Raw genomic sequence first — 25,057 nt, forward strand, 5'->3', positions numbered from 1 at the left:
CACATTGGATAGCCTTATTATTATGGATGAATCACTACTTCAGTCCCAATAGGAACAATACTAGCTAATTCTTCAACATCTTGATTTTGCATTCGGATACAGCCATGAGAAACAGCATGCCCAATGGAGCTAGGATCATTCGTGCCATGAATCCCGTAGTGTTCCTTCGATAAACTCATCCACATAGTTCCAAATGGGCCGCCAGGATTTGGATCTTTGTTAATAATAATAAAACTACCAACAGGTGTTTCGTGTAGCATACGTCCAACTGCTATTGGGTATTGTTTTTGAAGGATATTATTTCTGTAGAGGCGTAGCCAACGATTTTCTGTAGAAATTTCAATACGGTATGGGATTGTCTCAGGATCAGGAAAGCCAGGTATTATAATTTGTTGACCGACGTAAAGAGTGTCTGGTTGAATGCCTGGATTGGCCTCAATAATGGAAGACAATGAGGTACGATAATCGCGGGAAATTTGAGTTAACGTTTCGCCGGGTTTAACGGTATGAATCAACGTCCATCCTCCTTTATACAGGTTATGATTATACTATATGCTACTTATGAATGATGTTATGGATTGTTCAGGACTTTGGATAGAATAAGCAGTAACACCGTATTGTTAAGGAGCATATATCATGAGGGAATTTAAAATTACGTATTTTTTTGATGAAATACATTATGTCAGAAGGTTTATCTTTATCGAGTCACAGCAAGAAGCAGAGAATTTGGTAAAGAGTGAACGGGATCAATATATCTCCTTTACAGATAGCAGAGGTATTTATCATGAATTGCATACCGGGCATGTACGTGTCATTCAAATTTCTGAGTACCATCGCATCGATAAAAGTGCTAAAAGGAAAGACACATAATCTGTTCATCATTACACACATTAAAGAAGAAAGGAGTGTGGCATGATGGACAAAGAACAAATACCACATGAAAAGAAAATATTTATGAATTTAAGTAGTAAAGACAAACCTGACATGGTTGAATCAGATACAATTAGTCTTTTCGATTTGCATGAGGATATGCAAACTGTTGATGCCATCCCTATTGAGGAACTCAATAAGAGAGTGGGAAGAGAAGGCGATGAATTGATTGAATTACAGCCGGATGAATTATAGGGGGTAGCAAACAATGAATAGAGAAAGTGGAGAAGCTCCATTCACAGTTTCGGGCACAGATATTCATGAAGTGAAGCAGAAAAATGCCGAGGCAGGATTATCCTACAATGAGGTAAAAGCATTATTGGCTAAACAGGGTGGACATGGGACGGCTATATATAGTGACACCAATATAGATGAAGTGAAACAAGAAATTCACAAGCATCAATAGTGACTGGGGAGGAGTAAGGTCTTGAGTGCTCTTCCTTTTTTCCTTTACAATGATGGAAAAAGAATGGGGGGCCAAGACTATGTCGGAAAAGAGATGCCCAAGATGTGGGAAAGAAAATCATTGTGGAGTCGCCAAAGGGGAAAAAGAATGTTGGTGTATGACACAGAACTTTCCAGAACAATTGTTAAATATGACCATAACGAATACATGTATTTGTCAAGCATGCCTAGATACATATAAAGAAGAGTCCGTAGAACTTATAACTATCATGACGTTCCTGTAAAAATTGCGCAATTGGTACAATTGTCTATCGCACAACAACCTAGCGGGCATACATTACTCTGAAAGGAGTGTGTCTAATGGCTAGACCTATTGAACTTAGTAATGTCACACAGATATATTTAGAGGAATATCAACGCATCCTTAAAAAGATGATGCAGGGCATGACCTATGTAACCATTACTTGTAGTATTTCAGAAAATTTTATAAAGCAAATCATCCCATATCAAATAGCAGCAATTCAAATGTCAGAAAATGTTTTACGCTTCACGACAAATATTCCTGTACAAAATCTTGCATTAGAAATCATCCGAACACATACAGAAATGCTTGAAAGTCTTGAAGCACTACAAAATAGATGCTGTGTTGTACAAAATTCAGAGTATGAATTATACGAGTATATGTGTGCTTATAAAGAAATTACAGAAGCTATGTTTAATGCAATGTGTGCACCACCAGTTTCCAATAGCATTAACATCAACTACTTAAGGGAAATGATTGTCCATCATCAGGGCGGAATACGATTAGCGCAAAATGTGCTAAGATTTTGTATTTGCCAAGAATTAATCCCAATTCTAAAATGCATGATTCAAACGCTTTGTGAGCAACTAGAGGCTATGGAAAAGTTACTGGATAGTTTACAAAATTGCGATTGCGAGTGCTAGTAGTAACTAAATGTTTATATAGGAAGAAGGCGCTAAGATCAATCATGGTTTTAGCGCTTTTTCTGCGTGGAAATAGTGTTTATCAAAGAAAAATGTCAATAAAGTGGACAAGTAAATAAGATAGTGTAAAGATTTTTTTGAGAATCTATTTTTGACTTTCTGTTGTTGGTAAAATATAAATGTTTTATTAGATGAAGGTAATGAAGGAAATTCAATTATTCGTTTATAAATAGTAGTTTCTACATGCATGTACTTTAGACAAACGGGAGTGGTTATTGTGTTCAAAAGGAAGAAGATTAATCAAAATTATGATTATTTCTCAGCCGCTAAAAATTCTGACATTGAGGCGAATGAGCGCTTTAAAGAAAAATTGGATTTTCTAGCTCTATCAAGAATTAGGAGAGAATCTGTTGGGTTCTTACGTAAAATTTATGAAAACAATCGACAGCATATACTCGACAACTTTTATGATCGTTTGTTGGAAATATCAGAATTTAACCAAGTAATTCATACACATTCAACAGTCGAACGTTTAAAAGGGTTATTCGATTCACACTTTATAAGTCTGTTTGACGATGAATTAGATTTAGATTATGTATTTAAGCGACGTAAAATAGCATATATACATGCACGAATAGGCGTATTACCGAACTGGATGATTTCTGCCTATACATTAATTAATCAGTTAATTATTCCACTAATTGTAAAAGAATTATCACGTGATCAAGAGAAGATGCTGGATGTCCTATTGTCGTATGATAGCCTAGTAACAATCGATCAGCAAATTATTTTAGAAACCTATATAGAAATACAAGCCGGTTCCGTAGTGAATGGATTAGGTGAAATCATTACTTATAACACACAGTTGGATACAGTGAAGGAACTCATTGAATTTCAAGAAATACAGCAACAGGAAATCATTGCAGCAGATCAATCGATGCATGAACTAGATGAAAGCATTGAAGATATTGCTACATCTGTAGGCGATATTTCAGAGCAAACAAAGCTTGCTTTAAAAAAATTAAACCAGGATTTAGATTCGTTACACCAAGTATCAACGATCTTACAAACAACAGATGAAGGACATAAATCCATGCAGGAGGATATTAAACGTCTCGTTGAACGTGTAAATAGTGTAGCGAAGCTGATGGAATTGATTCAAAGAATTGCAGATCAAACGAACTTATTAGCTTTAAATGCATCGATTGAAGCAGCCCGCGCGGGGGAAGCAGGAAAGGGCTTTGCTGTCGTCGCAGAAGAGGTTCGGAAGCTTGCCGATGATACAAGTACATCTGTCAAATCCATACATACAGATATACAGGAGCTACTGCATATTACTAACAATATTAGCTCTTTAACGACTCAATTTTCACAAGACTTACATCAAGGTGTTACAGATACACTACATATCACTCAAACACTTGCAGAGTTAAATAAAAATTTACAGCAGCAAGGGGCTCGCTTTGAGGAAATAGCTACAACAACAAAGGTACAAGCTCAATCCGCTACAACGATATCTGAACGCAACCATACAATTACAGAAAGTATGCAAAAAAGTAAAGTCATCGTTTTTGATATGGGCTCTGCTATTTATAAATTAAGTAAAATGATCGATGGATACCGTTCATCAACGATTTCTAAAAACTTTATTATTAGCCAAGAGGACATCATTGAATTAGCCATTACCGATCATTTATTATGGCGCTGGAAAATTTATAATTTACTGCTAGGCTTTGAAACGATGACAGAGCAAGATGTAGGCTCGCCAAAAGAATCGCGTCTTGGTGAATGGTATTATGGCACTGGCAAAAAGCTATTAGGTGATGAACGTGTGTATGTAGAATTAGAACAGCCATTTATTCATGTCCATGAAATTGCTAAAAAAGCAGTGCGTGAATATAATGTAGGACATAAAAATGAGGCAGAAAAATACTTGAAGGAAATTTCGGAAGAATCCTTTGTAGTCATTGACAAACTCAAAGCGTTAAAGGAAATTCTATTGGACGGAAAAAAACAATACATTCATTAAAAACGGGGAGCAAGCTAAGAGCAGATTAGCTTGCTCTTTTTATGTTTAAGACACTGTTCCTTCATCAACAGAAGGTACACACATAAAGGTTATGGTCCGCTTTTCACTATCATACAGACACCATTCACGGTGATCTACAACGGAGCCAACATTTACACCGTATTGTTTATTTTGTAATACAATAGGTTGTCCGTAGCGAATACGAATCGGTAATTTTTTCTGCTGGTGATAAAGACCTGATTCATGACTATGACCAAAGAAGAACAATGGCTTTTGAAAGGGTGGGAATGTTGGCTGCCAGCTTACACTCCATTTAAATTGATGCCCATGCATAAGTGTGGCGCCATCAATCTCCATTGTTTCAGGTAACGCCCTAAAGCGCTCAATGCCCGTCACCTGTGTAATACGTTCTTCTTGATTGCCTCGTATAGAGGGGAAGGTTAACAGTTCCTCAAATTTATTTTCAACGATCGCTGCTCTTTGTAAAGATAACCCAGACATCGTTTGGGCTTTTTTCTTACTAATCGTGCATTCATATAAATCACCTAATCCAATGATTTTTGCTTCCTTTGCTGTCTGCTGAATATGAGTGAGAACAGCTTTCGTATCTTCTATATTAGAATGTAAATCTCCTAAAAGTGCATATAGCATGCAAACCCGGCCTTTCCTATAAATAATCGTATAATTATCATACACCTAATAGAAATTGCTAGAAAAGTAAAACGTCTAAGAATATTTCGTTAGTTTACCTACATATTTTGAATGTATGGAAAAATTGCCAAGGAATTCAATGCTTGATAAAATAAAATCATAATTTTCTGAAATTTTAGCAGTCTAGTAATTTGCCATTGATGTTGACTCTATCTAGCAATAAAAAAACAAATTTTTGGAGGGCTTATAATGACGATGTACATGACGGATATTCTTGAAAAGTATGCTGTGCAACAGCCTAGTGAAATTGCGACCTTATATGATGGGAAAAAGCTAAGTTATCGTGAATTTTACAAATGTGTCGAAAGATTTGCAGCTTATTTACAGGAGCAAAATTATAAAAAAGACGATGTCATTGCTCTATATACCCTCAATTCAGATTTATTTTTAATTGCTTATTTAGGTGTGCAATTAGCTGGCTACGTAGCTATGCCAATTAATACTAAATTAGCAGCTCCAGAGGTTGAATTTATTTTTAATCATTCACAAGCAAAGGGACTCATTTATGATGAAAGATTAGCTGAAGCGCTAGAGGATGTATCCTATTCATTCCAACATGTTATTGGATTTCAAACGATGAATAATATCTTTAAAAATACTAATTTAGTAAGAGCTGTAGTACAGTTGGAGGCCAATGATACTGCGGTTGTTATGTACACTTCAGGTACAACTGGTAAACCAAAAGGCGTGATGCTAACTCATGAAAATATTGTAGCTACAGCTGATATTTGGTCATCTTCCATGAAAATGTCTAACAAGGACAGGATGTTTATTTGTACACCATTATTTCACTGTGCAGGACTTCATGTCTTTGCTATGCCCATGTTTTATCAAGGCGGGACAGTCGTGATAGAAGAAGCCTTTTCACCAACTAAAACATTAGCGCAGATTGCAATAACAGAGGCAACCATCTTCTTTGGTGTTCCATCTATGTATACGATCATATTAAATACGCCAGGTTTTAAGGAACATAGCTTTAGCCATTTGCGTTTATTATGTTACGGGGCTGCCCCAATGCCCTATGAGCTTGTTAAACAAGTGAAAGAGGCATTTTCAAATGTGAATGTACAAAATTTATATGGTCAAACAGAAAATACACCTGCAGCCACATCTTTATTAGATACAGATGCCTTAACGAAAATAGGCTCCGTTGGGAAGCCATTAGGGCAGACAGAGGTTCGAGTAGTTGATAGTGAAGGTAAGGAGGTTCCCGCTGGTGAAGTAGGCGAGATATGTGTAAGGGGACCACAGGTGATGAAGGGCTATTTACGTAATCCTGAAGAAACAGCTAGAACGATTATAGATGGTTGGCTATATTCAGGAGATTTAGGGCGTTTTGATGAGGAAGGCTATTTATATATTGTTGATCGAAAAAAAGATATGATCATCCGAGGTGGTGAAAATATTTACCCTATTGAAGTGGAGGAAGTATTGTATCAATTGCCTGAAATTTTAGAGGCAGCAGTAGTTGGATTACCGCATGAAGTGTATGGAGAGGTGCCCAAAGCCTTTGTCGTATTTAAGGAAGGTAAGTCACTCGATGAGGAAAATATTCTATCCTATTGTCAATCACAGCTTGCCAAATATAAAATACCGTATGAAATAGAATGTTTAACTGAACTGCCACGCAATGCTTCTGGTAAAGTTCTAAAGCATACATTACGACCTAAAGTAAGTACGATTTGAGAAAAAAAGTTTTGACTGTTAATTTTCCTTAAAGTTTCGTTTTCGATGCAAAAAAAATTCTCTGAAACAAGATAAAATAGGAACCTCTTTCAAAGTATCGTATAATAAAGTCTACGACAAATTAAATTAAAAGAATGGAGAAGGGGTGACCCTTCGATTTAGAATAGGAGCGGAATTTGTCTTGTGGACGGGGTATAAACGCCTTTTACTTATCGGCATGTTGATCATAATGTTACTTTCTAGCTGTCAGCCATTTTCACAGCAAGATGCGGAAAATAAAAATCAATTAACAGTATTAACGGTAGAATTTAATAGTGGTGCACCAATTGCTAATCTTTATATCACGGTCACAGATGTACAGACAGGTAATGTTGTAGAAGAAGCTATTGGTTCTGAAGAGGGAGAAGCTATATTTTCGAAGCTAAAAGAGGGACGAGAATATGCTGTTGCGGCAACGACCCTTGAAAATAGTGCGGCAAATGATGGCTATACAACCATCGAAAATTTTACGTATGATACGACAAAACCATATTTTAGATTGCAGACCCATTTTACAAGAGACGAACAAGAGCTAGATGTTCCTGTGGTGATGCAAAACCCTGAGCTTCCACATGGCTGTGAAATAACTTCACTCACAGCCGTGTTAAATTACTTTGGAATAAATGTGTCAAAGCTTGAAATGGCTGATAACTATTTACCAAAGCAAGAAATACGTATTGTAGGCAATCAACGGTTTGGACCAAATCCAAATGAGGCTTTTGCAGGTAATCCTCGTGATAAAGCTCATGGTATGTATGTATTTGCTGCTCCAATTGTTAAGGCAGCGGAGGCAGCTATTGCAGATAAACAAGCTGATTTACGTGTGACAGATATGAGAAATGCCTCACAGGAAGATATTTTGCAGCTTGTTCGTGAGGGAATTCCTGTCGTGACATGGGTGACGCTGGATTTATCGAAGCCTAAAAAAAGGGCAGATAGAGGTTGGATTTATAAAGGAGCGACTACTTCGCAGGACGCTTTTATGAATTTACACGCTGTTGTGTTAACTGGACATTTAGGTGATAAGGTAGTAGTAATGGACCCGTTAAAGGGCTATGTCACTTATAATGTGGACCAGTTCTTTAAAAGCTATCATGAATTAGGTGAACAGGCAGTAGCTGTACATAAATAAACTAGCTATTAGGAAGTATGTTACACTAATAAAAACGTAAAAAGTGAGTTGAGTAGAATGGCCATTGAGCACGCTTTTTTACCGGTTTTACTAGGCGATGAAATGAATGCTTATGGCATGGCCAGAGCATTTTACGAAGCCTATGGTGTGAAGCCACTTGCATTAAATCATACGAATATGGAAAAAATTCAACAAAGTGATTTACTGACCTTCCGTGAAGTGCCGAGACTTCATATAGAAGAACGATTTGTGACAGCACTAAAGGCAATAGCGCAGGAGTTCCCTGAAAAAAAATTACTGCTATTAGCCTGTGATGAATTTTATGTCAAAAAAATCGTAGAACATAAAGATGAATTGATAGAGGATTTTTTAGTTCCTTATGTGGATACTACTCTTGCACATCAGCTGCTAACTCGTGAAAGTATGTATGAGCTGTGTGCACAATTTGGTTTTCAATACCCAGCTATGCATGTATGCACAGTTAATGATTATGAAGAGTACGAAATGACATTTGACTACCCAATTGTCATTAAACCGATGAATATGACAAAGTATGCCACATGTATTTTTCCTGGAAAGAAAAAAGTATATATTGCACATGATAAAGTAGAAAAGGATAGCATATTCCATGCTATTTATAAGGAATCAGCCTATCGAGATGATCTTATGATTCAGCAATATATTCCTGGAGAAGATGCGAATATGTGTGTTGTGAATGCTTATGTAGGACAAGATGGGAAAGCGAAGCTTCTTGCTGTAGGAAATCCGATTCTAGAAGAGCATTCACCAGAGGGGATTGGTCGTTATGTGGCTATTATGACAGCCTATAATCCGACTTTAATGGAAAATGTGAAGACATTTCTAGAAGCCATTCAATTCCATGGATTTGCTACATTTGATATGAAATATGATGAGCGTGATGGACACTATAAATTGTTAAGTATCGAATTACATAATGAGCTTTCCAATTATTATGTGACAGCTAGTGGCTATAACCTTATGCAATATGTTGCAGACGATTATGTTCGAGGAAGTAAACAGCCACTAACATACGTGCAAAATAAACATCTTTGGACAATCGTACCAAATGGTGTCCTTTTCAAATATGTACAAAATGAACAACTTATTATTGAAGCAAAAAGTCTAATTCGACAAGGAATGGCGACAGATTCTATTTTTAATTATAAGGATATGAATGCCAAACGTTGGTTGAATGTAACTGTTGATAATTTAAATTTTTATCGCAAATATAAGAAATATTTTAATAACAAAGGTCTGTCTAACTCATGAAAAAACAAACTTTAGGTATAATAGGTGGAGTTGGTCCACTAGCAACGATGTTTATTGGTGAAATGATTGTAAGACGAACAAAGGCGCAAAAAGATCAGGAGCATTTACATACCATTATTGATAATGATACAAATATTCCTGACCGTACGGCTTTTATTTTAGATAATACGAAAGAAAACCCAGTGCCTGTTATAATTGAGGATGCAAAAAAGTTGGCTTCTGTTGGAGCTGATATGATTGCCATTCCGTGTAATACGGCTCATACTTTTTATGACGAGATCCAGGAAGGCTCCCCGATTCCTGTTTTGCATATGATTCGTGAAACGGCGAAGCGTGCATCCGAATTGGGAGCAGAGCGTGTGGGTATTTTAGCGACAACTGGTACATTGACTTCACGCATGTACCAAGATGCGTTAGAAGAATATGGAATTACACCGGTTGTACCAGATAATGAGATGAGAGCCCATGTGATGACCATTATTTACGATTATGTTAAAGCGGGTAAGAATGTCACACAGGATGATTGGCAACCAATTGAAGATGCCATGCTAGCTCTAAACTGTGATCGTCTCGTATTGGGTTGTACCGAGCTATCTATTGTCAATCGAGATTTAAAATTAAGTAATATATATATCGATTCATTAATCGTTTTAGCGGAGTGTGCTATTTTAGCATGTGGTTATGAGCTAATCGATTAGGAATGTATAGAAAGAATCTGCTTGCTTTACATGGGTAGGCTGTAAGTCTTCAAAAAATTGTGGACGGGCTTACATTTCCATGTGTGGAGTTAGGCAGATTTTTTATGGATGAGAGTTTCATTTGGTGAAACGATTAGACAAAGGTTTGCGTACATATAAAGTAGGAAGCTACCGAGTGTGTTAAACTAGTGTCAAGCAGATAGAAGGTGGGAAATAACATGTCAGTAATCAATTTATTAAAAGAAGAATTACAAGCAAAATGGAACTTTGAAGCAACTATGAAAATTCAAGAGGAAATGATACCAGCGATGCTTGAAGGAAAAGATATCGTAGCAGAATCACCTACTGGTTCTGGTAAAACGTTGGCGTATGTTTTACCATTGCTGAATAAAGTAAACGGGGCGAAAAAGCAAACACAAGGTCTGATCGTAGCTCCATCACAAGAGCTAGCCATGCAAATTGTAGAAGTTATCCGTGAGTGGACGGCAGGTATGGATATTACGGTTCAGCAGCTTATTGGTGGGGCCAATTCCGCTCGTCAAATTGAAAAATTAAAGAAAAAGCCAACGATTGTTGTTGGAACACCTGGTCGTTTAAATGAATTAGCACGTGCAGGTAAATTAAAGCTTAAGGAAATTGAAACAGTTATTTTAGATGAATGTGATCAATTACTAAGTCGTGAATACCGTGTTGTCATTAAATCCTTTATTGAAGGTTCTGCCTTCGGACGACAAGTTGTAGTTGTTTCAGCTACTATTACAGAGGAAATTGAATTAGTGGCAAGTCGCATGATGTTTGAGCCAGTTCGTTTTAAAATTAAGCCAGAGGATATGCTAAAGGTTGGCAAAGTAATCCACTCGTTTGTGAAGGTGGAAGAACGTGATAAAACAGAGTTCCTTCGCCGTTTATCGCATACAGAAGGTCTGAGAGCATTAGCTTTCGTCAATAATATTGATCAATTATTAATGAAAGAAACGAAGCTACAGTATCGCTCTGCACCAATCGTTACACTTCATTCTGACATGAAAAAGGAAGAACGTAAAAAGGCTTTAGATGCTTTCCGCAAAGGGGACGCACGTATTTTAATCGCGACAGATATTGCTGCACGTGGTTTAGATATTGCCGGTTTAACACATGTTATTCATGTTGACGTTCCACGAACAATTGAGCAGTATTTACACCGTTCGGGTCGTACAGGTCGTGCAGGTGCAGATGGTGAAGTATTAACATTACTATCTTATCAAGACGAAAAAGCCTATAAAAAATGGACAAGAGAAGTTCCTGGTAAGCCAGTGCAGAAAATATGGCATGATGGTAAGCTAATGGAAGGTAATTCTAAAACGATTGGACAAAAGCGAGGGAAATAATATGGCATTTGAAGAAAAATTACAGGCATACGCAGAACTTGCAGTAAAAGTTGGAGTAAACATTCAACCAGGTCAATATTTGTTAGTCAACACATCAGTTGATGCTTTAGATTTTGCTCGTTTGGTCGTTAAAGAGGCGTATAAGGCTGGCGCTGGACGTGTCCATGTTAATTTTTCAGATGATGAAATGGATCGTGCCTATTTTGAACATGCCTCTGATGAAGAATTTAACCGTTTCCCTGAATGGGTCGTACGGATGCGTGATGAACTCATTGAACGTAAAGGGGCATTACTATGGATTGAAGCCGCAGATCCTGATAAATTAACAGGAATTTCGGCTGATCGATTAGCTACTCATCAAAAGGTATCAGGAGCGGCATTGAAAAACTATCGAAATGCGGTTATGAAGGATTTAATTGCGTGGTCAATTATTGCAGTTCCTTCGTCAAAGTGGGCGGCAAAGGTATTCCCTCAATTGACAGCAGATGAGCAAGTGCCTGCTTTATGGGACGCTATCTTTAAAACAGTTCATATCGGAGAAGGAAATGCAGTTAACAATTGGCATCAGCATGTAACGAATTTAGAATCTCGTGCAGAACTATTAAATAATAAAAAGTATGCGAAGCTACACTATACTGCACCAGGAACAGATTTAACAATTGCTTTAGCTCCACAGCATAAATGGCTAACTGGTGGCAGTAAAACGCCTGAAGGCAATGTTTTTATTGCTAATATGCCAACAGAAGAAGTGTATACACTTCCAATGAAGCAAGGTGTAGAAGGTTATGTTAGTAATTCAAAGCCTTTAGTATATCAAGGCAATATCATTGATGGCTTTAAATTAACATTTAAAGAAGGAAAAATTATCAAGGCGGAAGCTGAAGTAGGTCAAGATTTATTACAAGAGCTTATTCAAGTAGATGAAGGTTCTAGTTATTTAGGTGAAGTAGCACTTGTTCCGCATGAATCACCCATTTCAGCATCAGAGATTTTATACTTTAATACATTATTCGATGAAAATGCTTCAAACCATTTAGCAATTGGAGAAGCATACCCGACTTGCTTAGAGGGCGGTAGAGACTTAGAAAACGGTCAACTAGAAGCATTAGGTGCAAATATTTCTGTCACACATGAAGACTTTATGATTGGTAATGGTGAAATGGACATTGATGGTATTTTACCAGATGGAACAGTAGAGCCGATATTCCGTAAAGGTAGCTGGGCTTTCTAACTTTAGTTCCAATCGAGAATGGGGGAGAGCAGATGAAGCATTTAGGTAGTTTAATCGGGATGATTATTTTATTAATGACATGCTGGGGCCCATCTGCTTTTGCTCAAACCGAAAGCTATGTAGCAATTGGGGATTCCCTAGCTGCTGGTCAAACCCCTTTTCAACAAATTGATGTTGGATATAGTGATTTAATTGCTATGAGATTACAGGCAATGGATCAATTAAAATTCTATACAAAGGAACTAGCTTTTCCAGGTTTTACAACAGCTAATGTATTAGAAAGAATTAAAACTGAGGAAGCAAGAGATTTATTAGCCAATGCCACTTTAGTTACTGTTTCGGCAGGTGCCAATGATTTATTAAGCCTTGTCCGGCTAAATCCAACGGCTGGAACATTAACTTTTTCTCAACTTCAAGCAGATTACGCCTTAAATATAGTGAGAAAAAATATGGAAGCTATCTTAAATGAATTGGGAGAGCTTGCGCCAAAGGCTCAGGTATATGTTATAGGTTATTATTTTGCCTATCCAGGTGTTCATCTCACTCAAAAAGAAGGAACAAATGCACAGCTTGTGAAATTAAATACGATTTTACAGCAACAGGCAGAGCTAGCCGGAGCTGTTTATGTAAATGTGTATGACAGCTTTGGATTAAATGCTACTAACTACTTACCAAACTATGCAGATGTTCATCCAAATATGGAAGGTTATCGCGAAATGGCCAATGCATTTTTAAAGGCATATAGTGGTAGTGATGCCTTAAATATTGCTTCATCACAATTACCGCAACCGAATCCTCTGTCATTTGAGGAAATTTTAAAAGAGCGAGCTTCCACACAGCCTAAACAACAAAAGGTGACATCCTCCCAGTCTGTTCAAAACGTACGTTCCATTCAGGGATTTCACGGCTATACAGCTTTTATGGGGAAGTTGGAAAAGAGATAAATAATGTTGAGTAAAGGCATCTTAGAGGATGCTTTTTTTTGCGTGTACTAAATTCCCCAAACAAAGGAAAAAACAATCCATTACAAGCCATGATAAAATAGTAAAAGGACAGGAGGTACAGGAATGAAAATATTTCATACAGCAGATTGGCATTTAGGAAAGCTCGTTCAAGGCGTCTATATGACAGAGGATCAACAATATATCTTACAACAATTTATACAAGCTATCGATGAAGAAAAGCCAGATGTAATTATTATAGCAGGTGATCTATACGATCGTTCCATGCCGCCTATTGAGGCAGTGAATTTACTAAATGATATATTAGCAAAAATAGTTTTAGAGAAGAAGATTCCTGTTTTAGCTGTTGCAGGGAATCATGACAGTGCAGGCAGATTAAACTTTGGTAGTCGTTTGATGCGTGATAGTGGTTTATATATTAAGGGGCAGTTTACGAAAGATCATGCACCCATTATTATCAATGATTCACATGGAGAGGTGCATTTTCATCTTGTACCATTTGCAGAGCCTACCACTATTCGCAGTATTTTTGAAGAGGAGGCCATTCGTTCTCACCATGATGCGATGCAGAAAATTATTGAACATATAACAGCAGGTATGGATACAAATAAACGCAATATATTTGTTGGACATGCCTTTGTGACCAAATACGGTGAGGAAGAAGCTAATACTAGTGACTCAGAGCGTCCGCTTTCTATTGGGGGTTCAGATTGCGTGAATGCTGCTTTATTTAAACCATTTCATTATACAGCACTCGGACATTTACATAAGGCACATTTTGTCTTAAATGAAACAATTCGCTATGCTGGTTCACCATTAAAATACTCATTGTCTGAGCATCTACATGAAAAAGGCTTTTTAATCGTCGATCTAGATGAGCAAGGAAATAGTACTGTAACTAAAAGAAAGTTCATGCCAAGACGAGATTTACGTGTTGTGGAAGGACAGTTGGAGGATTTATTAATGCTTCCACCAAGTGATGATTATGTATTTGTTCGATTGACGGATGCTACGTCCGTGTCTTCGCCAATGGAACGTATTCGTACCGTTTTTCCACATGCCATGCATGTTGAACGTAAGATTTTACGACAAGAGAAACCAAGCGAGCTTCAAGTAGTAGAAGCAGAAAAGCTTGAAGATATCGATCTATTCCGCTCTTTCTTTACAGATATAATTGGGATACAACCAGATGAAGATACCGAGCGTCTGTTTACGGAAATGCTACAGGAATTATTAGATAAGGAGCGAGAAATAGTAAAATGAAGCCATTAAAGTTAACGATTACGGCATTCGGTCCTTATAAAAATACGGAAATAATTGATTTTGAACAGTTAGGGGAACATCGTTTGTTCGCTATCTCTGGCAAAACCGGTGCAGGGAAAACGACGATTTTTGATGCGATTTGTTATGCACTTTATGGGTCAGGCAGTGGTGAGGATCGTCAGGATACGGCTTTACTGCGAAGTGGCTTTGCTGATGATGATGTATATACAGCAGTAGAACTTATTTTTGAAATGCATGGAAGGGTCTATCAGATTTTACGTCAGCCTGGACATATAAAGGAAAAAAATAAAACAGCTACTGGTAAAAAGGTGGAGTTAGCGGAAGTAAAAGAGGGAAAGCTCGATTATAACATTGTTGAAAAGCAGCAAACACTTGAAGTCGATAAAAAGATTCAGGATATTATTGGTCTGACAAAGGATCAATTTAGCCAAATTGTGATGCTACCTCAAGGTGAATTCCGCAAATTATTAACGTCGGATTCTACAAACAAAGAGGTCATATTACGAAAAATCTTCAAAACAGATCGCTTTGGTGTTATGACAAAACTGCTTGATGCGAAACGAAAAGAGGCAGAAAGTGATCTTGAACGTGCCAAGCAATTAAAAGAACATCTACTTGGTCAAATTGTTGGTGCACTTCCACATCGTTCCTCTCCTTTGTTCACACAAATTGCTGATAATACGGAAAATATGTTTCAGCTAAAGCAAGCACTGGAAGAGGAGCTTACCTATTATAGAAAATGTTTTGAAGATGAACAGCGCCAGTATGAGGAAGCCTATAATCATCATCAAAAAGAACAGGAGTTTTACCGTTTAGCTAAAACGCTTAATGAACAATTTGAGGAGCAGTTCAAACGTCAAAAAAGACTAGAACTGCTATTAAATGAGCAAGACAACTTCCTTGCAAAGGAACGGGAGATAGCCTTAGCAGAACAAGCGGAGCGTTTACTACTACTGGAGCAACAATGTTTGGATTTACGAGCCGAACAAAATTTAAAAGAACAAGCCTATCAGCAAGCTAACAGTAGTCAACTACAAACCAAGGAGCTGTTACAAAGAGCTCAAGAAAAATATGAAGCGGAAGAGGCAAAAGAGTCAGAACGTCAACAGCTTTTGCAGCAGGAAATGCAGCTCCAAGCATTGCTTCCTAAGTTCGAGGCTTATGACAGCAATGTACAGCAACTTCAAATTGCTAAGCAATATGTAGAAACGGCTAAACAAGGGGCAGCGGATAACCTAGTGCTAATCGATAAAGAAAGCGCGCAATTAGAGGAGCTTTCACAATCAATTGAGCACTATGAAAAACAATTGGAACCGTATGAAGGTTACTTAGAACAACTACCAAAACTGCGGGAGCAAGTAGCTTTGCTCATGAAGGTGGAGAAATATACAAAAACGGTAGAGATAGCGAAACAAGATGTTATCGCTACTCAAACTCATTATCAGGACAGTAGACTGGAGCTTCAACAATTAGAGCAACGCTGGCTGACAAGCCAAGCAAGCATTTTAGCTCAGCAGCTTAAAGAAGGGCAACCTTGTCCGGTTTGTGGGAGTACGACTCATCAACAAACACATAATGAGCAATTGGAAATTGTTGAGCTTGCTCAGGTGGAAACGTTAAGGAGAAAAGCTTCTTCAGACGAGCGTTTGTATTTGGAAAAAGAGGCATTTTTAACATCCGCACAACAGCTTCAGCAAGAGGCACTGACACAAATAGAAGCATACGCGATGAAGCAACAGGATCAAGCACAAATAATAGCTTCCTTAGAAAAAATGGAACAAGAGATTACTAGCTTAAAGATTATCAATCAACAGTTAGCTCAAACAAGGATTAACCAGAAGGAACAGCGTTTAGCAATAGAGCATTTGCAACATAAACAAGTCAAACTTGAGGAATATTTAACTGAGCAGATGAAGGGCTGGACAAGACTGCAGGCAATTGTAGAAGAACAGCATAAGCAAATGCCAACAACTATGCCAACCTTAAAGCAATTAAAACAAACACTTACCGATGTTAGTAAACAGAAAATGGATTTACAAAAATTATGGCAGGAAAGCCAGCATGATTTACATGCCGCGAAGGAAGCTGCCAGTAATGCTAAACTAGCTGTGGAAATCGCCAAACAGAATTTTGAAGAATTAAAGCTCAAAATGAATGACAAGCGTGAGCAGTTTTCAATAAGCATGCAGGAAGCAGGCTTTGTGTACTATGAAGACTATGCAACTGCGAAAAGAAGTGCCACTCAATTAGAGGAACTTCGAAAGGCATGCAATGACTACAGGTTACATGTTCATACGTTACAAATTCAAATTTCAGAAGGAGAAAAACATCTACAAGGGAAAGAGGAGCAAGATTTAGCCCTGATGGAGGCAACTGTGGAAAATCTCAGAATCGCCTATGAGGATGCCTTTAAACAACTTCAACAAATAGATGGATTTGCGAAATCATGTCTAAGCTTCATCAACAAAGTAGAAGAAACAGAGAGAGAGCTTCGTTTACTTGAGAGTGAGGCAGGTCGAGTGAAGGAGCTGTATGGCTTATTAAATGGGCAAAATTCGAAAAAACTGTCCTTTGAACGATATATTCAAATTAATTATTTAGATCAAATTACAGAGGCAGCCAATATTCGTCTTTATCATTTATCTAACGGTCAATTTGAACTTAGACGTTCAGACAGGCTTGAAAAGCATGCCAAGCAAAGTGGACTTGGGCTTGATGTATATGATGCTTACACAGATCAATTACGAGATGTTAAAACGTTATCTGGTGGTGAAAAGTTCAATGCATCATTAAGCCTTGCTCTAGGAATGGCAGATGTTATTCAAAGCTTCCAAGGCAATATTCATATTGAAACCATGTTTATTGATGAGGGCTTTGGCTCGCTCGATGAAGAATCATTAAATAAAGCAATAGACACATTAATCGATTTACAAGATTCTGGACGAATGATTGGTGTCATCTCTCATGTGCCTGAATTAAAATCAGCGATGCCAGCCGTTTTACATGTCGAAAAAACATTGAATGGACATAGTCAAACACATTTTGAAATAAAATAAAGGAAGGTGTATTTCCGGTTTAAGGAAATACGCCCTCCTTTTATTTTTTTCGAGAACTGACTGTAGAAGTTGTCCCTTTTTTTGCTGCCATCACTTTTTTTACGATTGGTATAACAATAGGCGCTAATTTAACAGCGGTTTTCACTACTTTTGATACTTTCATCAAAAACACAGCTCCTTTTTAATTACTTCTACCTGTTTATTTTAAAAATGAAACATTAGCGGATAACTCGAACGGCTTGAATAATATTCCATATAACAATTCCGAGCGAGACAATTCCGTAAATGGCGAACGAAATGAACCAAATGATTATGACTGTACTATTACTTGAAGTGGGGTCTAAACTAAATGTAGAAAAGACAAAGACAATGAAAAATAAGATCCCAAATACGAAAGGAATTAGATGGGACACTAATGCGCGAATAGAATGTCTTTTGATGTCAGCATCTTTCGTAACGAAGTAAACAATTAATGGTACGATGAAAGGAGCAAAGAAAATACTGAGATAACTAAAGGCAGATAATATTTTTTGGTTCTCCATAGTTGTACCTCCTTTTTTAATATTTACGCATGGAAAACAGTAAAGTTTCAAAAATTAAGTATGGAAGAGGTTGTAATCATTCCGTGCTTTGCGTACAATGAAAGTGTTCAAATTAAATTCAGATGTAACGACCACAAGGGGAGCTAATGATGTCAGCTGAGACTGGGCACGTAATGCCTTGACTCTTTGAACCTGTAAGCTAACACTTGCGTAGGGATGTGGATAGAAACCGACACTTGTACGATGTGAGGCTCTGTCCTGACATCGTTTTTTCATTCTTAAGAATAAAAAGGTGTCAGAGCGAATCAAATCAGCGCATTTCTATTCCTGCTCTTGTATCCTACATCGGAACAAAGGAGAGAATATGTATGGACAAAAAAAGACTATTAATGCTAGTGGAGATTGCAATATTTGCAGCGATTGGCCTCGTGCTCGATCAGGTCTCCTTTAAAGTATGGGCACAAGGTGGCTCTGTTAGTCTTGTTATGGTACCAATTATGTTAATTGCATTTCGCTGGGGTCTAGTAGCTGGCCTAACAACAGGCTTGCTTGTAGGTGTTATGCAAACCATGTTTGGAGCTTATATTGTACACTGGCTTCAAGGTTTATTAGATTACGGTGTTGCTTTCACAGTTGTAGGGTTAGCGGCCATTGTACGCAGACCTTTACTGGAAGCAGCAAATCAACTAAACAAAACAAAAATGGCGCTTTATATTATTGTAGGTACTGTATTTGCAGGCTTCTTGAGATATGCAGCGCACACTACTGCTGGCGCGGTATTTTTTGCAGAGTATGCCGGCGATCAAAATGCGTGGATCTACTCGATTATTTATAATGGTACCTATATGCTGCCCGCAACAGTATTAACAGCTATTGTGGGAGCGTTATTATTCACAGCGGCTCCACAACTAATGCAACGTAAAGCATAATGCCAACCCCTTCATATTGGTGAAGGGGTTTTTTATGTAGTCGTAAGAGAATAGAGCTCTTAGCACTTTGCCAAGAAGGCAGGCATACAATATTTAAAGCGTTTAGCGTTATACGCGTAAAAAGTTATGTTATATTAAAGAGTAGATATTAGATGAAAGGGACGTTATACATGATTGTAAAAACGCAAGAAGAAATTGAAGCTTTTAAAAAAATTGGACGCATTTGTGCAGAGATTCGTGAAGCGATGAAGGCTGCTACAAAACCAGGTGTCACAACACTTGAACTAGATGAAATTGCTGGTCGAATGTTTGCTGAGGCAGGTGCCATTTCAGGACCAAAAGGAGAATATGACTTCCCAGGATATACTTGTATAAGTGTCAACGAGGAAGTAGCGCATGGTATCCCAGGTAAACGTGTTATTCAGGAGGGAGATATCGTCAATATCGATGTTTCAGGCTCTTTAGATGGCTACTTTGCCGACACGGGTATTTCATTTGTAGTTGGTGAAGGCTATGAAGACAAAGAAAAACTATGTCGTGTTGCCAAAGATGCTTTTGATCGTGCTATGACAAAGGTAAAGGCTGGCTCTAAATTAAATCAAATCGGTAAAGCTGTAGAGCGCGAAGCGAATGCTAATGGCTTAACAGTTATTATGAATTTAACAGGCCATGGTTTAGGTCGTTCTTTACATGATGAACCAAATCACATTTTAAATTATTACGATGCATGGGACTCTACGATTATGAAAGAAGGCATGGTTCTTGCAGTTGAGCCATTTATCTCAGCAAAAGCAGAGCATATTGTAGAAGCTGGTGATGGTTGGACATTCATTACACCTGATAAGTCTCTTGTTGCTCAAATTGAACATTCAGTAATTGTTACAAAAGATAAACCAATTATCCTTACTTCATTAGACGAAGAATAGGATTACAAAAAAATCCTGCACACCAAATTATTTTTGGTAGGCAGGATTTTTTTTAATGAATAAAATACCAACTAAGAGTACACCACATAAAAATAATGCAGCTGTTGTTACGAGTAGCTCATCAAAACCATTATGTAAAGCGATTCCTATATAAGCCCATATAAAAACACTTGGATACATGATATCAAAGTGATGAAAGCGGATATGTAGCGCAATGGCTCCACCTAATGTCAGTAAAATAACTGCCCAAAGAGGAGTGCTTAGACCAAAACCGTTCCAACCATAAGCTGTTAACGTAAAGCTAATATTTGTGATAAAAATAAATGTCATCCATGCAAAATAAATGGCGAAAGGAATACGACCCGACAGTGATTTGTCATGAAGTGGATACGTATTGTACAGCATAAATAAATACAAGACTAAGAGTAAGGTAATGCCGAGAGAAACAATAAATAATTCATGATGCCATACATATATCGTTAATGCTTGTAAAATATTTATGCAACTAAAGAGCGCAGACTGTTTCATAGATGTCTTTTTGATGTTCATCACTAACCAATAACCGATTAATAAATAAATGACAATCCAAATTATATGACTTACATCAACAGGTGCAAATACCACCGAAAAACGATTAGAAATTTCTAAAAAAGATTGACCGTTAAGTTTCATGAAAAAGGATGAAAAGGTTAGGATGAGTGAGACAATATAAGAAATTGTCATCAATAAAAACCGAGGCATGCTTTCCTCTCCCTTCGTGTTAGATTGTATAGGGAAAAGACAAATAAGTATAGTACCGTCACTCAATTTATTATAACGGAAATTTCCATCAATGTATCGTGTTGTTTTGCTAATACTATCTACAATTTACCATCTCAATAGGCATCCATTTATTTCTTTAGTACAATAAGAATATATCCAGATTAAAGGAGTGAAGCTTTATGACGCAAAACATAAAAAATTTAGACCTATCTATTGAACTAGATAAAAAGATGTATAAAAAGAAATTACAAGTACTCCAATATGAAATGTTAAATGCCCAACAATTTTTATTAAAGAATAAAATAGGTTTAATTTTAGTGTTTGAAGGTATGGATGCAGCTGGTAAAGGAGGAGCGATAAAACGTTTAATTGAACGTGTTGATCCACGTGGCTATGTCGTCCATCCAATTTCAGCTCCACAGCCACATGAATTACGCTATAACTATTTACAGCGGTTCTGGAGAAAGCTACCTCAGCACGGGCAAATCGCTGTCTTCGATCGTTCATGGTATGGTCGTGTATTAGTAGAACGAATTGAAGGATTCGCGACGAAGGACGAATGGTCTCGTGCCTATGAGGAAATTAATAATTTTGAAAAGATTTTAACTGCGGGAGACTACATAATTATTAAGTTCTGGCTTCATGTTTCAGATGAAGAGCAATTAAAACGTTTTAAGGAACGAGAACAAAATCCATACAAGTCTTGGAAGCTGACAGACGAAGATTGGCGTAATCGAGAAAAGTCACCGCAATATGTGGAGGCTGCCAATGAAATGTTTGAAAAGACCGATAAGAAAAATGCTCCGTGGGTTTTAGTAGCTGGAAACGATAAAAAATATGCGCGTGTGCAGGTGCTACAAGAAACGCTTGCACATATTGAACGAGAGGCATTGAAACGTGGACTTCATTTAACTAATGTATTAGACAAGGCGCATTTAGAGGATGCTGAGTCATCTAGCCTGGACGTGTTAAATGAGAAAAAGAAGTAAAAGATAAAATATGAATGATGGTGCTATGACATGAAGACATGAGCTGTTTTAGTTGTAGCAGCATCTTTTTTTACATACAATAAGGTAAAACTAGGGGTACCCCCCCGTAATTTCCGATGCTTGAGAAGGTAGTATAAATTTTTATCGATATTGATTGGAAGGCTAGTGTGGAGAAATGGTGCTTAAAATTTGGAATTTATTAAGAAAAAAGGGTGGGAATGTGGTAACAATAAAGGGGGAAAAATGCTACATCCGCACATTCCAAGAAAATGATGCACGAAGTTTAACAGGTCTCGTAAGCCGCAATAAATACTTTTGGTCAACATATGAGCCTTTACAAAGACCTGAATACTATACAATCGACGCGCAATATAAAAAAATTCAAGAAAGTTTATATTTAATGGATTCAAAGCGAGAATTTACTTTTGGTATTTATGAGCATGGTACTAATAATCTAATAGGACATATTGCACTATATGCTGTAAAACGATTACCCTATTCAAGTGCATTTGTGGGATATGCTATGGATGAAATTTACGTAGGTAAGGGAATTGTCACTGAGGCAGTGAACATGGTAGTCCGGTTTGCATTCGATCAAATTGGGCTACATCGTGTCGAGGCATATGTATCAACCCAAAATAATCCCTCTATGCGTGTCTTAGAGAAGGCGGGCTTTCAACAAGAAGGTCTTTTAAGAAAGCTTTTATATATAAATGGTCAATGGGTCGATCATTATATGTATGCCCGTTTAGAGGATGAATAAATAAACAAGTGCCTTTCTATTCGATGGAAAGGCACTTGTTTATTGATTTGCTATAAATCAAGTTAGAATAACTATTGATGGTTACCGTTTTCAATTAAATCTAGATGACCTGTATTTGGGTCAATAATTAAACCATGTACAGGAACGTCTTTTACCATTAATGGGTGATTTCGAATCGTGTCGACACTTTTCTTAACACTTGTCGCTACATCACCAAAACCACGTAAAAATTCTTTTAAATCAAAACCAGAATACTCCAGCATTTTGATGGTTTCTGGGTTAATACCTCTTTTAACCATTTCACTTAACATAGCATCAGGATCAACTGCGCTCATACCACAGTCATAATGTCCAACTACGTAAACTTCATCTGCTTGTAGGCCATAAACAGCAACTAATAAACTACGCATTACAGCACCGAAAGGATGGCTTACTAAAGCACCGGCACTTTTCACAATTTTTACATCGCCATTACGGAGATTCATCGCTTTTGGTAAAAGCTCTACAAGACGAGTATCCATACAAGATAAAACAACAATACGTTTATCAGGATATTTTGTAGTGATGAATGGTTCATATTTTTTCTCTTGTACAAACTCTTTGTTAAACTCTAAAATATCATGTAACATTGTCATGAAAATTGCTCCCTTCCTTACAAAAAATATTTTAGAGCAAAACTTTAATTATGCAAACAATAAAGACTTTATTCAGACAATTTTTACAATAAAGAAGCAAACTTCATACACTTTAACAGATGAAAAACGTTGAATCTATAAAAAAACAGCTACCTTTACAGTAGCTGTTTTTTACATTAAAATTTTTCGCTTGGCTTTGGATCTACAGTTACTGAAGACTTGCTATCTAAACCAACTTGTAGGTAGTGGATGAAGAATCCAGTTGAAATTAATAAAACTGCTGAAAATCCAAGAACAGTTGTAATGAACATTTTTAGAGCTCCTCTCTACTTAGATGATCTACTAATTACCCTAAACTAATTATACAATAGGATACTAGGAAAATCTAAGGATAATTTATGACATCCATAACATACTAGCCTAGAATACTATTAGTAAGAATGGATTATTTAGAATGCCCAATTTCCATCACGGAATATTGGGTCTTTATGATTATCATGGGTAATGCCATCAATATTCATTTTATTGGAGCCAATCATAAAGTCTACATGTGTCAAACTTTGGTTAATTCCATGCGCTGCTAACTCATCTGAAGTCATTTCTTTACCACCTTCAATACAAAATGCATAAGCACTACCAATGGCTAAATGATTAGAGGCATTTTCATCAAATAATGTATTGTAAAATAATAAATTCGATTGTGAAATAGGGGATTGATGAGGCACTAATGCTATTTCACCAAGATAATGCGCCCCCTCATCTGTTTCAATAAGAGAAGCTAAAATTTCTTGACCTTCCTCAGCTTTTACTTCAATAATACGGCCATCTTTAAACGTTAATGTGAAATTATCAATAATATTACCGCCATAGCTTAACGGTTTAGTGCTGGATACGAACCCATTCACACCAGTTTTTAACGGTGCAGTAAAAATTTCTTCAGTAGGCATATTCGCCATAAATGTTTGACCTTGTACGTTGGCACTACTACCGCCTGTCCAAATGTGATGTGCAGGTAGCTCGATTGTTAAATCTGTGCCTGGAGCCGTATAGTGAAGGGACTTATACTGTTTGCTGTTTAAATAATCGGCTTTGTCGTGTAACTCCTTATCGTGAGCTAACCAAGCCTCCACTGAATGTTCAAGATCAATACGCGTCGCCGCAAAGATAGCTTCCCATAGGGCATCCATTTGTTGATCCTCTGGTAAATCAGGAAACACCTTTGCTGCCCACGCTTTGGATGGAGCGGCGATAACTGACCAACTAAATTTATCAGATTGTAACATTTGATAATAGTTCGCTAATGCTTGGCCAGAAGCTTTTTGGAACGCCATAATTCTGTCACGTTCAATGCCTTTCAGTAAATCTGGGTTTTGTGAACTAATGCTTAGGAAAGCTGCACCATTTTCAGCCAGCCATTCGCGCTCTTGAACTTTCCACGGTGGAAAGAAATCAAATGAGTCTTTCGGTGCTCCTTCATAGCGAGCACGAACAAGTTCGTCATCAGACAAATCGACAAATACCTGTTTTGCACCATTTTCATAGGCCATTTTAGTAATAATTTGAGCTAATTTTAAGTTATCGGTCGAACAGCTTATATAAAGATATTGATCTTTTTGGATATTTACTCCTACTTTTACCGCTAATTCGGCATATTTTAGTAATTTTGTGTTAAATGATAATAACAAATTCATATCCCCTTTCGAAATAAGACAGTTTAGTGTAATATTCTTAATTCAATATAATCAA

Annotated in this window: 27 protein-coding genes and 1 riboswitch; of the genes, 19 read left to right on the top strand and 8 right to left on the bottom strand. The window is 37.2% G+C overall.

What is annotated here, in order from left to right; translation table 11 throughout:
- Positions 1 to 20 precede the first annotated feature (20 nt).
- Complete coding sequence (locus C9J29_RS18025) at positions 21 to 515, bottom strand: L,D-transpeptidase family protein (protein WP_043989608.1); 495 nt, start codon at positions 513 to 515, stop codon at positions 21 to 23.
- A 121-nt stretch (positions 516 to 636) separates the two neighbouring features.
- On the opposite strand from C9J29_RS18025, the gene C9J29_RS18030 reads away from it, so the two are divergent.
- The 6 genes from C9J29_RS18030 (at position 637) to C9J29_RS18055 (ending at position 4,309) form a co-directional block, all read left to right on the top strand.
- Positions 637 to 870: a hypothetical protein gene (locus tag C9J29_RS18030; RefSeq protein ID WP_107922559.1), complete on the top strand. Its 234-nt coding sequence runs from the start codon at positions 637 to 639 to the stop codon at positions 868 to 870.
- A gap of 42 nt (positions 871 to 912) precedes the next feature.
- Positions 913 to 1,125, top strand: a complete 213-nt coding sequence (locus tag C9J29_RS18035; protein WP_008173594.1) for a hypothetical protein — start codon at positions 913 to 915, stop codon at positions 1,123 to 1,125.
- A 13-nt stretch (positions 1,126 to 1,138) separates the two neighbouring features.
- On the top strand, positions 1,139 to 1,336 hold the full coding sequence (locus C9J29_RS18040; RefSeq protein ID WP_008173593.1) for a hypothetical protein: 198 nt from the start codon (positions 1,139 to 1,141) through the stop codon (positions 1,334 to 1,336).
- 79 nt (positions 1,337 to 1,415) lie between these two features.
- A complete protein-coding gene (locus tag C9J29_RS18045; protein WP_237068873.1) occupies positions 1,416 to 1,619 on the top strand; it encodes a cysteine-rich CWC family protein in 204 nt (67 codons plus the stop codon).
- A gap of 76 nt (positions 1,620 to 1,695) precedes the next feature.
- Positions 1,696 to 2,280: a DUF305 domain-containing protein gene (locus C9J29_RS18050; RefSeq protein WP_008173590.1), complete on the top strand. Its 585-nt coding sequence runs from the start codon at positions 1,696 to 1,698 to the stop codon at positions 2,278 to 2,280.
- 277 nt (positions 2,281 to 2,557) lie between these two features.
- Entirely contained in the window at positions 2,558 to 4,309 is a 1,752-nt protein-coding gene (locus C9J29_RS18055; RefSeq protein ID WP_090002977.1) for a methyl-accepting chemotaxis protein, read from the top strand.
- 45 nt (positions 4,310 to 4,354) lie between these two features.
- On the opposite strand, the gene C9J29_RS18060 is transcribed toward C9J29_RS18055, so the two are convergent.
- Positions 4,355 to 4,960, bottom strand: a complete 606-nt coding sequence (locus tag C9J29_RS18060) for a metallophosphoesterase family protein (protein ID WP_008173587.1) — start codon at positions 4,958 to 4,960, stop codon at positions 4,355 to 4,357.
- 249 nt (positions 4,961 to 5,209) lie between these two features.
- On the opposite strand from C9J29_RS18060, the gene C9J29_RS18065 reads away from it, so the two are divergent.
- The 9 genes from C9J29_RS18065 (at position 5,210) to C9J29_RS18105 (ending at position 17,765) form a co-directional block, all read left to right on the top strand.
- Positions 5,210 to 6,706 carry a class I adenylate-forming enzyme family protein gene (locus C9J29_RS18065; protein ID WP_090002976.1) on the top strand — a complete coding sequence of 499 codons (1,497 nt, stop codon included), beginning with the start codon at positions 5,210 to 5,212 and terminating at the stop codon, positions 6,704 to 6,706.
- A 181-nt stretch (positions 6,707 to 6,887) separates the two neighbouring features.
- A complete protein-coding gene (locus tag C9J29_RS18070; protein WP_237068874.1) occupies positions 6,888 to 7,877 on the top strand; it encodes a C39 family peptidase in 990 nt (329 codons plus the stop codon).
- Between the two features lie 57 nt (positions 7,878 to 7,934).
- Complete coding sequence (locus tag C9J29_RS18075; RefSeq protein ID WP_089986814.1) at positions 7,935 to 9,167, top strand: carboxylate--amine ligase; 1,233 nt, start codon at positions 7,935 to 7,937, stop codon at positions 9,165 to 9,167.
- The gene (cuyB, locus tag C9J29_RS18080; RefSeq protein WP_008173579.1) at positions 9,164 to 9,865 is read left to right on the top strand and encodes a cysteate racemase; all 702 of its coding nucleotides are present in this window, start codon (positions 9,164 to 9,166) and stop codon (positions 9,863 to 9,865) included. Before C9J29_RS18075 ends, cuyB begins: the two co-directional genes overlap by 4 nt.
- A 218-nt stretch (positions 9,866 to 10,083) precedes the next feature.
- Positions 10,084 to 11,232 (top strand): DEAD/DEAH box helicase, encoded by a 1,149-nt coding sequence (locus C9J29_RS18085; protein ID WP_107922560.1) that lies wholly within the window; start codon positions 10,084 to 10,086, stop codon positions 11,230 to 11,232.
- Between the two features lies 1 nt (position 11,233).
- Entirely contained in the window at positions 11,234 to 12,463 is a 1,230-nt protein-coding gene (locus C9J29_RS18090; protein WP_107922561.1) for an aminopeptidase, read from the top strand.
- Positions 12,464 to 12,495: 32 nt separating this feature from the next.
- Entirely contained in the window at positions 12,496 to 13,407 is a 912-nt protein-coding gene (locus C9J29_RS18095) for an SGNH/GDSL hydrolase family protein (RefSeq protein ID WP_008173573.1), read from the top strand.
- A 123-nt stretch (positions 13,408 to 13,530) separates the two neighbouring features.
- Positions 13,531 to 14,688, top strand: a complete 1,158-nt coding sequence (locus C9J29_RS18100) for an exonuclease SbcCD subunit D (RefSeq protein ID WP_090002975.1) — start codon at positions 13,531 to 13,533, stop codon at positions 14,686 to 14,688.
- A complete protein-coding gene (locus C9J29_RS18105) occupies positions 14,685 to 17,765 on the top strand; it encodes an SbcC/MukB-like Walker B domain-containing protein (protein ID WP_089986817.1) in 3,081 nt (1,026 codons plus the stop codon). Before C9J29_RS18100 ends, C9J29_RS18105 begins: the two co-directional genes overlap by 4 nt.
- A 40-nt stretch (positions 17,766 to 17,805) precedes the next feature.
- Here C9J29_RS18105 and C9J29_RS24985 read toward each other — a convergent pair whose 3' ends face one another.
- Together C9J29_RS24985 and C9J29_RS18110 are read right to left on the bottom strand one after the other, a co-directional pair.
- A complete protein-coding gene (locus tag C9J29_RS24985; RefSeq protein WP_255250400.1) occupies positions 17,806 to 17,931 on the bottom strand; it encodes a hypothetical protein in 126 nt (41 codons plus the stop codon).
- A 52-nt stretch (positions 17,932 to 17,983) separates the two neighbouring features.
- Positions 17,984 to 18,307, bottom strand: coding sequence for a magnetosome magnetite crystal formation protein family (locus C9J29_RS18110; protein WP_107922562.1), 324 nt, complete (start codon positions 18,305 to 18,307; stop codon positions 17,984 to 17,986).
- Between the two features lie 126 nt (positions 18,308 to 18,433).
- Positions 18,434 to 18,541, top strand: a riboswitch (TPP riboswitch).
- A gap of 134 nt (positions 18,542 to 18,675) precedes the next feature.
- Here C9J29_RS18110 and thiT point away from each other — a divergent pair.
- Together thiT and map are read left to right on the top strand one after the other, a co-directional pair.
- A complete protein-coding gene (gene thiT / locus C9J29_RS18115) occupies positions 18,676 to 19,236 on the top strand; it encodes an energy-coupled thiamine transporter ThiT (protein ID WP_008173562.1) in 561 nt (186 codons plus the stop codon).
- Positions 19,237 to 19,406: 170 nt separating this feature from the next.
- A complete protein-coding gene (gene map / locus C9J29_RS18120; protein ID WP_008173560.1) occupies positions 19,407 to 20,162 on the top strand; it encodes a type I methionyl aminopeptidase in 756 nt (251 codons plus the stop codon).
- Positions 20,163 to 20,189: 27 nt separating this feature from the next.
- Here map and C9J29_RS18125 read toward each other — a convergent pair whose 3' ends face one another.
- Positions 20,190 to 20,903 carry a tryptophan-rich sensory protein gene (locus tag C9J29_RS18125; protein WP_107922563.1) on the bottom strand — a complete coding sequence of 238 codons (714 nt, stop codon included), beginning with the start codon at positions 20,901 to 20,903 and terminating at the stop codon, positions 20,190 to 20,192.
- Between the two features lie 200 nt (positions 20,904 to 21,103).
- On the opposite strand from C9J29_RS18125, the gene C9J29_RS18130 reads away from it, so the two are divergent.
- A complete protein-coding gene (locus tag C9J29_RS18130; RefSeq protein ID WP_008173556.1) occupies positions 21,104 to 21,913 on the top strand; it encodes a polyphosphate kinase 2 family protein in 810 nt (269 codons plus the stop codon).
- 175 nt (positions 21,914 to 22,088) lie between these two features.
- Positions 22,089 to 22,676 carry a GNAT family N-acetyltransferase gene (locus C9J29_RS18135; RefSeq protein ID WP_107922564.1) on the top strand — a complete coding sequence of 196 codons (588 nt, stop codon included), beginning with the start codon at positions 22,089 to 22,091 and terminating at the stop codon, positions 22,674 to 22,676.
- 71 nt (positions 22,677 to 22,747) lie between these two features.
- On the opposite strand, the gene C9J29_RS18140 is transcribed toward C9J29_RS18135, so the two are convergent.
- The 3 genes from C9J29_RS18140 to C9J29_RS18145 all read right to left on the bottom strand — a co-directional run bounded on the left by C9J29_RS18140 (position 22,748) and on the right by C9J29_RS18145 (position 25,002).
- Entirely contained in the window at positions 22,748 to 23,311 is a 564-nt protein-coding gene (locus C9J29_RS18140; RefSeq protein ID WP_008173550.1) for a beta-class carbonic anhydrase, read from the bottom strand.
- A 176-nt stretch (positions 23,312 to 23,487) separates the two neighbouring features.
- Positions 23,488 to 23,622, bottom strand: a complete 135-nt coding sequence (locus C9J29_RS24990) for a hypothetical protein (protein ID WP_255250397.1) — start codon at positions 23,620 to 23,622, stop codon at positions 23,488 to 23,490.
- A 138-nt stretch (positions 23,623 to 23,760) separates the two neighbouring features.
- Positions 23,761 to 25,002, bottom strand: a complete 1,242-nt coding sequence (locus C9J29_RS18145) for an aminopeptidase (protein WP_115648589.1) — start codon at positions 25,000 to 25,002, stop codon at positions 23,761 to 23,763.
- Between the last annotated feature and the right edge of the window lie 55 nt (positions 25,003 to 25,057).

This window comes from Lysinibacillus fusiformis (assembly GCF_003049525.1).
GTDB classification, from domain to species: Bacteria; Bacillota; Bacilli; order Bacillales_A; family Planococcaceae; genus Lysinibacillus; species Lysinibacillus fusiformis.

What these genes read in the sequence shown, in the direction of transcription:
- C9J29_RS18110 (WP_107922562.1), bottom strand. Translation starts at nt 18,307, where the DNA reads ATGGAGAACCAAAAAATATTATCTGCCTTTAGTTATCTCAGTATTTTC.
- C9J29_RS18090 (WP_107922561.1), top strand. Translation starts at nt 11,234, where the DNA reads ATGGCATTTGAAGAAAAATTACAGGCATACGCAGAACTTGCAGTAAAA.
- C9J29_RS18060 (WP_008173587.1), bottom strand. Translation starts at nt 4,960, where the DNA reads ATGCTATATGCACTTTTAGGAGATTTACATTCTAATATAGAAGATACG.
- C9J29_RS18085 (WP_107922560.1), top strand. Translation starts at nt 10,084, where the DNA reads ATGTCAGTAATCAATTTATTAAAAGAAGAATTACAAGCAAAATGGAAC.
- C9J29_RS18105 (WP_089986817.1), top strand. Translation starts at nt 14,685, where the DNA reads ATGAAGCCATTAAAGTTAACGATTACGGCATTCGGTCCTTATAAAAAT.
- C9J29_RS18035 (WP_008173594.1), top strand. Translation starts at nt 913, where the DNA reads ATGATGGACAAAGAACAAATACCACATGAAAAGAAAATATTTATGAAT.
- C9J29_RS18095 (WP_008173573.1), top strand. Translation starts at nt 12,496, where the DNA reads ATGAAGCATTTAGGTAGTTTAATCGGGATGATTATTTTATTAATGACA.
- C9J29_RS18050 (WP_008173590.1), top strand. Translation starts at nt 1,696, where the DNA reads ATGGCTAGACCTATTGAACTTAGTAATGTCACACAGATATATTTAGAG.
- C9J29_RS18100 (WP_090002975.1), top strand. Translation starts at nt 13,531, where the DNA reads ATGAAAATATTTCATACAGCAGATTGGCATTTAGGAAAGCTCGTTCAA.
- C9J29_RS18065 (WP_090002976.1), top strand. Translation starts at nt 5,210, where the DNA reads ATGACGATGTACATGACGGATATTCTTGAAAAGTATGCTGTGCAACAG.
- C9J29_RS18030 (WP_107922559.1), top strand. Translation starts at nt 637, where the DNA reads ATGAGGGAATTTAAAATTACGTATTTTTTTGATGAAATACATTATGTC.
- C9J29_RS18145 (WP_115648589.1), bottom strand. Translation starts at nt 25,002, where the DNA reads ATGAATTTGTTATTATCATTTAACACAAAATTACTAAAATATGCCGAA.
- C9J29_RS24990 (WP_255250397.1), bottom strand. Translation starts at nt 23,622, where the DNA reads ATGTTCATTACAACTGTTCTTGGATTTTCAGCAGTTTTATTAATTTCA.
- cuyB (WP_008173579.1), top strand. Translation starts at nt 9,164, where the DNA reads ATGAAAAAACAAACTTTAGGTATAATAGGTGGAGTTGGTCCACTAGCA.
- C9J29_RS18130 (WP_008173556.1), top strand. Translation starts at nt 21,104, where the DNA reads ATGACGCAAAACATAAAAAATTTAGACCTATCTATTGAACTAGATAAA.
- C9J29_RS18125 (WP_107922563.1), bottom strand. Translation starts at nt 20,903, where the DNA reads ATGCCTCGGTTTTTATTGATGACAATTTCTTATATTGTCTCACTCATC.
- C9J29_RS18045 (WP_237068873.1), top strand. Translation starts at nt 1,416, where the DNA reads ATGTCGGAAAAGAGATGCCCAAGATGTGGGAAAGAAAATCATTGTGGA.
- C9J29_RS18135 (WP_107922564.1), top strand. Translation starts at nt 22,089, where the DNA reads ATGGTGCTTAAAATTTGGAATTTATTAAGAAAAAAGGGTGGGAATGTG.
- thiT (WP_008173562.1), top strand. Translation starts at nt 18,676, where the DNA reads ATGGACAAAAAAAGACTATTAATGCTAGTGGAGATTGCAATATTTGCA.
- C9J29_RS18140 (WP_008173550.1), bottom strand. Translation starts at nt 23,311, where the DNA reads ATGACAATGTTACATGATATTTTAGAGTTTAACAAAGAGTTTGTACAA.
- C9J29_RS18075 (WP_089986814.1), top strand. Translation starts at nt 7,935, where the DNA reads ATGGCCATTGAGCACGCTTTTTTACCGGTTTTACTAGGCGATGAAATG.
- C9J29_RS18040 (WP_008173593.1), top strand. Translation starts at nt 1,139, where the DNA reads ATGAATAGAGAAAGTGGAGAAGCTCCATTCACAGTTTCGGGCACAGAT.
- map (WP_008173560.1), top strand. Translation starts at nt 19,407, where the DNA reads ATGATTGTAAAAACGCAAGAAGAAATTGAAGCTTTTAAAAAAATTGGA.